Below are 6694 nucleotides of genomic sequence, written 5' to 3'. Positions count from 1 at the left end.
GTACCACTTCGACCCGTTCGCCCACATCCCCAAAGACCAGGCCACCGTCGGCGCCCTGCGCAAATCGGTGGAAGGCCACGACGTGGAAATCAGGGCGTTGAGCCAGCATGAGAAGGGCGAGGCCTCCTTCGCTGCCTTCCAGGTCAGCGCCAAGGAGATCGCCGGCGCCAACTAGCCGTCGAACCGCGAGACCGGCGCCGGCCCGCTCGGGCTGGCGCCGGTGCCGCGATATGGAAAGCAAAGGGAGAGACAGTGTCTGGTGGAATGAGCTTCGACCTCAGCGAGGATCAGGAACTGATCCGCAAGTCGGTAGCTGAACTGTGCGCGAAGTTCGACGACCACTACTGGTTGGAGAAGGACCAGAACCACGAGTTTCCCCGCGAGTTCTACGACGCCATCGCCAAGGGCGGCTGGCTGGGCATGACCATCCCCGAGGAGTACGGCGGCCACGGGCTGGGCATCACCGAAGCCACCCTGCTGCTCGAGGAAGTCGCCCGCTCGGGTGCGGCGATGAACGGCGCCAGCGCCATCCACCTGTCGATCTTCGGCATGCAACCGGTGGTCAAGCACGGGTCCGACGAACTCAAGGCCGCCACCCTGCCCCGGATCGTCAACGGTGACCTGCACGTCTGTTTCGGGGTGACCGAACCCGGTGCGGGCCTGGACACTTCGCGGATCACCACGTTCGCCAAGCGGGAGGGCGACAGCTACCGGGTCAACGGCCGCAAGGTCTGGATCTCCAAGGCGCTGGAATCCGAGAAGATCCTGCTGCTGACCCGCACCGAATCGCTGGACTCGATCGAAGCGCGCGGCGGCAAGCGGACCGACGGCATGACGCTGTTCCTCACCGACCTCGATCCCGAGCACGTCGAGATCCGGCCGATTCGCAAGATGGGTCGCAACGCGGTCAGCTCCAACGAGGTGTTCATCGACGACCTGATCGTGCCGGTCGAGCACCGGGTCGGTGAAGAAGGCAAGGGCTTCAAATACATCCTGGACGGACTGAACCCCGAGCGCATGCTGATCGCTGCCGAGGCGTTGGGCATCGGTCGCGTCGCCTTGGAGAAGGCGGTCAAATACGGCAACGAGCGGCACGTGTTCAACCGGCCGATCGGCATGAACCAGGGTCTGCAGTTCCCGCTGGCCGACTCGCTGGCCCGCCTGGACGCCGCCGAACTGGTGTTGCGCAAGGCCGCCTGGCTCTACGACCACGGCAAACCCTGTGGGCGCGAGGCCAATACGGCCAAGTACCTGTGCGCCGACGCCGGCTTCGGTGCCGCCGATCGCGCGCTGCAACTGCACGGCGGCATGGGGTACTCCGAGGAGTACCACGTCTCGCGCTACTTCCGTGAGTCGCGGCTGATGAAGATCGCCCCGGTCAGCCAGGAGATGATCCTGAACTTCCTGGGTGAGCACGTGCTCGGCCTGCCGCGCAGCTACTGAGCGTGATGACCGTCGACAACCGCACCGGACCGCTGTCCGGAATCACCGTCATCGCACTGGAACAGGCGGTGTCCGCGCCGATGTGCTCGCGGGTGCTGGCCGACTTCGGCGCCCGCGTGATCAAGGTGGAGAACCCCAAGGGTGGGGACTTCGCCCGCGACTACGACGACGTCGTCAACGGACCCGGCGGGTTGGCCGCGCACTTCGTGTGGGCCAACCGGGGCAAGGAATCCATCACCCTGGACCTGAAATCCCCGGACGGCATGGCGGTGCTGCACCAATTACTGGACCGCGCCGACGCCCTGGTGTCCAACCTGGCGCCGGGCGCCACCGCGCGAATGGGCCTGGGGCCCGAGGATTTACGCACCCGGCACCCGAATGTGATCGGCGTCGAGATCGACGGTTACGGACCGGGCGGGCCGATCTCGCACAAGCGGGCCTACGACCTGTTGATCCAGGCCGAATCCGGCGCCTGCGCGGTGACCGGCTACCCGGACATGCCGGCCAAACCCGGCCCGCCGGTGGCCGACATCTCCACCGGCCTGTACTCGGCGCTGTCCATCATGGCGCTGCTGCTGGGCAAGGCCCGCGGCAACGTGGCCGCCGGCGCGGGTGAGGCGATGCCGGCCGTCGCAGTCAGTCTGTTCGACACCATGACCGACATCATGGGATACCAGCTGACCTACACCCAGCACTCCGGCATCGACCAGCAACCGCTGGGTATGAGCTCACCGGCCGTCGCACCGTACGGGGCGTTTCCGACCAGGGACGGACAGACCGTCGTACTGGGCACCACCAACGATCGCGAGTGGCAACGCGTGGCACGCGAGATCATCGAGCGTCCGGACCTGGCCGACGATCCGCGGTTCGCCACCAATCCGGACCGCTGCGCGGCCCGCGACGAGCTCAACGCCGCGATCGGATCCTGGTGTGCCCAGCATGATCTCGCCGACATTCAGCGCATCGCCGATGCGGCCGGGATCGGTAACTCGCGGTACAACAAACCCAGCGAGGTGATCGCGCACGAGCACCTCAAGGCCCGGGACCGCTGGCGCAGCGTCGACACCTCGAAGGGGCCGATCAACGCGTTACGGCCGCCGCCGGTGATCGCCGGATTCGAACAACCCATGGGTGCGGTGCCCGGCCTCGGTGAACACACCGACGCGATCCTCACCGAACTCGGGTACGACGCCGAGGCCATCGCGGCACTGCGCGAGGCGAACGCGATCGGCCCGGCCTACACGATCGGAGTGAAACCATGAAGGAAACCGTGATCGTCGGAGCGGTGCGCACACCGGTCGGCAAGCGCAACGGCGGCCTGGCCGAGCAGCATGCGGCCGACCTGTCCGCGCTGGTGCTGAACGAGCTGGCCGCCCGGACCGGACTCGACCCTGACATCGTCGACGACGTGGTGTGGGGCTGCGTGAGCCAGGTCGGCGACCAGTCGTCCAACATCGGCCGCTACGCGGTGCTGGCCGCCGGCTGGCCCGAACACATCCCGGGCACCACGGTCAACCGGGCGTGCGGATCCAGCCAGCAGGCTCTGGACTTCGCCGTGCAAGCGGTGATGTCGGGCCAGCAGGATGTCGTGGTGGCCGGTGGCGTCGAGGTGATGAGCCGGGTGCCGCTGGGCGCGGCGCGCTCCACCGGAATGCCCTATGGGCCCAAAGCCCTTGCCCGCTATGACGGTTTCGTGTTCAACCAGGGCATCGGCGCCGAGATGATCTGCGCCAAGTGGGGCTTCGACCGCACCGCGGTCGATGAGTACTCGGCGCGTTCGCACGAGTTGGCTGCCGCCGCACAGGACGCCGGCGCGTTCGCCGACCAGATCGTCGCGGTGTCCACCGAGGCCGGCGTGGTCAGCGCCGACGAAGGCATTCGGCGCGGTACCACCGTCGAGAAGCTGGCCGGGCTCAAGCCGGCCTTTGCCGAGGACGGCGTCATCCACGCCGGGAACTCCTCGCAGATCTCCGACGGTGCCGCGGCGCTGTTGGTGATGACTGCCGAGAAGGCCGCCGAACTCGGGATGAAGCCCTTGGCGCGCTACGTCGCGGGTGCGGTCACCGGTGCCGACCCGGTGCTGATGCTGACCGGACCGATCCCGGCCACCGCCAAGGTGCTGAACCGGGCCGGTCTGGGCATCGACGACATCGGCGCGTTCGAGGTCAACGAGGCGTTCGCGCCGGTGCCGATGGCCTGGCTGGCCGAGACCGGCGCCGACGCTGCCCGGCTCAACCCGCTCGGCGGCGCGATCGCGCTCGGGCATCCGCTCGGCGCATCCGGTGCGGTTCTGCTGACGCGACTGATCCATCACATGCGCGACAACGGAATTCGTTACGGGCTGCAGACCATGTGCGAGGGCGGCGGCACCGCCAACGCCACCATCATCGAGCTCGTCTAGACCCGAATCCGCTAGGGGAATCACCATGCGCCGCACCCTGTTCACCGAGGACCACGAGGCCTTCCGCGAGCTGGCCCGCGACTTCATCGAGAAGGAAGTCGTCCCGGCCTACCCGCAGTGGGAGAAGGCCGGCCGGATGCCACGGGAGACCTTCGCCAAGCTCGGCGCCACCGGGATGATGGGGATGGCGATCCCGGAGGAGTACGGCGGCGGCGGGCAGCCGGACTACCGCTACAACGTGGTGCTGCAGGAGGAGGCCGCGCGCGCCCTGGTGACACTGTCGACCGTGCGCACCCAGCTCGAGGTGATCCTGCCGTACTTCCTGCACTACGCCAACGACGAACAGCGCAAGCGCTGGTTCCCCGGGCTGGCCGACGGCACCCTGCTGACCGCGGTCGCGATGACCGAACCCGGCACCGGGTCGGATCTGGCCGGCGTGCGCACCACGGCCCGGCTCGAGGGTGACGAGTACGTGCTCAACGGCGCCAAGACGTTCATCACCGGTGGTATCCAGGCCGATCTGGTGATCGTCGTCGCGCGCACCTCCACCGACCCGGACAACCGCCGTAAGGGGCTGACCCTGCTGGTGGTCGAGGCGGGCATGGCCGGCTTCGAACGCGGCCGCGAGCTGGAGAAGATGGGCTGCAAGGTGCAGGACACCGCCGAGCTGTCCTTCACCGACGTCCGGGTGCCGATCACCAACCGGCTGGGGGAGGAGGGCGAGGCGTTCTCCTACCTGGGCCACAACCTGGCGCAGGAACGTCTGACCGTTGCGGTCGGTTCGGTCGCCCAGGCCCGGTCGGCGATCGCGGCGGCCATCGACTACACCAAGACCCGCAAGGCGTTCGGCAGTCCGGTGGCGTCGTTCCAGAACACCAAGTTCGAGCTGGCATCGTGCTCCACCGAGGTCGAGGCGGCCCAGGCGATGCTCGATCAGGCGATCACCGAGCACGTGGCCGGCGAGCTGGCCGGCGCCGACGCCGCCCGGGTGAAGCTGTTCTGCACCGAGGTGCAGGCTCGGGTGATCGACCGTTGCCTGCAGCTGTTCGGCGGCTACGGCTACATGATGGAATACCCGATCGCCCGGCTGTACACCGATGCCCGGGTGGCGCGCATCTACGCCGGCACCTCCGAGGTGATGAAGGTGATCATCGCCAAATCCCTCGGCCTGTAGGCCGACGCTGGGCAGCCCTTCGTGGGCTCCCGCTCACCCGTTTCCAGCCCCTGCCGCTTGCCCAGTTCTGTTCGCTCGCCCGTTTCCGTCCCGCTTATTGAGTCTTATAAGCGGGACGGAAACGGGCGAGCGAATGTCTGCGGCCACGTTGAGGCAGTCGCAAAAAGGGCTCCCGTCACACGTCGCTGCAGAGAGGTGACCGGGCACACCCAGGGCCGAAAAGTGACACTTGCCACAGCGGCATAACTAACCTACTGTACGTTCATTAAGTAGGTTCGTTCGACCGAAGGATTGCCGCTTCCGTGACGTCTGCCAGGCCTTATGCCACGTTGCTTGCCAAGGGTGAGGACCGCAAACAGCGCATCCTCGAGGTCGCGCAGCGGTTGGTGACTCGCAGTGGGTGGCGCAACACCACGTTGAGCCAGATCGCCAAGGAGGCCGGTGTCAGCGCCGCCGGGCTGCTGCACCACTTCGAATCCAAGGAACAGCTGCTGCACGCCGTGGTGGATGCCCGCGACGCCGACGACGACGCACACACCGACCGGGCCGGCGACCTGTTCGAGCAGATCGCCCGCACCGGTGAACGCGTCTCGCGAGCCCCCGAGCTGGTGGGCACCTACTCGGTGCTGCTGGTGGAGAACCTGATGCCGGATGCACCGCTGCACGACCGGCTGCTGGCCCGCCAGCAGGCCGCGATCCGGATCGTCACCGAGCTGATCGCGCGCGGTCAGCGCGCCGGCAAATACCGCGAGGACATCGACCCGGCCCTCAAGGCCGTCCAAATTGTTTCCCTCGTCAAAGGAATGGAAATCTCATGGTTGCTCGATCCGTCACTCCCGCTGCAGGAAGCACTTCAGGCGTACGCGACATCACTGGCGCAGGAGTTCGCCCCGGACGGCACATCGTGAGGTACCGGCTCGACATCGTCGCCCCCAGCGTGGTGGAGGCCGTCCGCGCGGCCGGCGGCTGGATGTTCGACCGGGTGATGGCGGGATGGGACGTCCGGGTTCTGGTCAGCGACGGTCACGACGACCGTGCGCTGCAGATCCTCGGCGCCGACGGGGCCGACCTGGAGTCCGCGCTGCGGGCCGGTGCCGACCAGGAGCACCCGCACGCCTTGGCCGTGGCCACCGTCCTCTACGACAGTGACGAGCGGATCCGCGCCGGTGTGCGCCAGGCGCTGGAGAGCGGCCAGACCGAGGTGACCTTCCTCGGCGAGAGCTGGCCTTCGGACCTCGACCGTGGCGCCGAGTCCGTCGAGCACCGGTTGTCGGTGGCGGCGCGGGCCTTCAAGGCGCAGGCGCTGGCAGCCGTGGACGCCGCCGAGGCCATCGACCGCACCGAGCTGTTCTGCAGCGGTCCGGCCGGTTGTCCGGTCGGCGCCGCCGACCTGGTGCCGGCCAGCTGAAATACGCTGGGGTTCAGAGCTTCTCGGAGCCACCCGATGTGAGCGTGGGTCGCCGGCGAGCGGGCTATTCCTCGACGATCTCGATGGCCTGACGCGGGCATTGCCGCACGGCCTCGCGGACCAACTCCTCGTTCTCCGGGGTGACGTCTTCCTGCAGGACGTGCAGGTAATCATCGTCGTCGAGCTCGAACACCTCGGGGATGATGCCCATGCAGACGCCGTTGGCCTCACAGATTTCGAAATCGACCTTGATCTTCTTGGCCATGAT

At 67.4% G+C, this 6694-nt stretch carries 7 protein-coding genes and 1 pseudogene; 7 read left to right on the top strand and 1 reads right to left on the bottom strand.

Annotated elements, in window-relative coordinates; translation table 11 throughout:
• The 7 genes and pseudogenes from AC5Y3P_RS21355 to AC5Y3P_RS21325 all read left to right on the top strand — a co-directional run.
• A pseudogene (locus AC5Y3P_RS21355) lies at positions 1–175 on the top strand (amidohydrolase family protein); the annotation flags it as partial.
• 89 nt (positions 176–264) lie between these two features.
• On the top strand, positions 265–1443 hold the full coding sequence (locus tag AC5Y3P_RS21350) for an acyl-CoA dehydrogenase family protein (RefSeq protein ID WP_500047942.1): 1179 nt from the start codon (positions 265–267) through the stop codon (positions 1441–1443).
• 5 nt (positions 1444–1448) lie between these two features.
• A complete protein-coding gene (locus tag AC5Y3P_RS21345) occupies positions 1449–2705 on the top strand; it encodes a CaiB/BaiF CoA transferase family protein (RefSeq protein WP_500047941.1) in 1257 nt (418 codons plus the stop codon).
• A complete protein-coding gene (locus AC5Y3P_RS21340; RefSeq protein WP_500047940.1) occupies positions 2702–3844 on the top strand; it encodes a thiolase family protein in 1143 nt (380 codons plus the stop codon). Before AC5Y3P_RS21345 ends, AC5Y3P_RS21340 begins: the two co-directional genes overlap by 4 nt.
• A 25-nt stretch (positions 3845–3869) precedes the next feature.
• Entirely contained in the window at positions 3870–5018 is a 1149-nt protein-coding gene (locus AC5Y3P_RS21335) for an acyl-CoA dehydrogenase family protein (RefSeq protein ID WP_500047939.1), read from the top strand.
• 302 nt (positions 5019–5320) lie between these two features.
• On the top strand, positions 5321–5926 hold the full coding sequence (locus AC5Y3P_RS21330; RefSeq protein WP_500047938.1) for a TetR/AcrR family transcriptional regulator: 606 nt from the start codon (positions 5321–5323) through the stop codon (positions 5924–5926).
• A complete protein-coding gene (locus AC5Y3P_RS21325; RefSeq protein ID WP_500047937.1) occupies positions 5923–6426 on the top strand; it encodes a hypothetical protein in 504 nt (167 codons plus the stop codon). Before AC5Y3P_RS21330 ends, AC5Y3P_RS21325 begins: the two co-directional genes overlap by 4 nt.
• Positions 6427–6490: 64 nt before the next feature.
• Here the strand turns inward: AC5Y3P_RS21325 and AC5Y3P_RS21320 are convergent, their stop codons facing one another.
• Positions 6491–6691 carry a ferredoxin gene (locus tag AC5Y3P_RS21320; RefSeq protein WP_500047936.1) on the bottom strand — a complete coding sequence of 67 codons (201 nt, stop codon included), beginning with the start codon at positions 6689–6691 and terminating at the stop codon, positions 6491–6493.
• Positions 6692–6694: the final 3 nt, after the last annotated feature.

The organism is Mycobacterium sp. NGS45, assembly GCF_059812645.1.
This window is presented reverse-complemented; position numbering and strand designations above follow the sequence as displayed.

Excerpts from the sequence above, each read along its gene's own strand:
- AC5Y3P_RS21350 (WP_500047942.1), top strand. The coding sequence starts at position 265 with ATGAGCTTCGACCTCAGCGAGGATCAGGAACTGATCCGCAAGTCGGTA.
- AC5Y3P_RS21345 (WP_500047941.1), top strand. The coding sequence starts at position 1,449 with ATGACCGTCGACAACCGCACCGGACCGCTGTCCGGAATCACCGTCATC.
- AC5Y3P_RS21340 (WP_500047940.1), top strand. The coding sequence starts at position 2,702 with ATGAAGGAAACCGTGATCGTCGGAGCGGTGCGCACACCGGTCGGCAAG.
- AC5Y3P_RS21335 (WP_500047939.1), top strand. The coding sequence starts at position 3,870 with ATGCGCCGCACCCTGTTCACCGAGGACCACGAGGCCTTCCGCGAGCTG.
- AC5Y3P_RS21320 (WP_500047936.1), bottom strand. The coding sequence starts at position 6,691 with ATGGCCAAGAAGATCAAGGTCGATTTCGAAATCTGTGAGGCCAACGGC.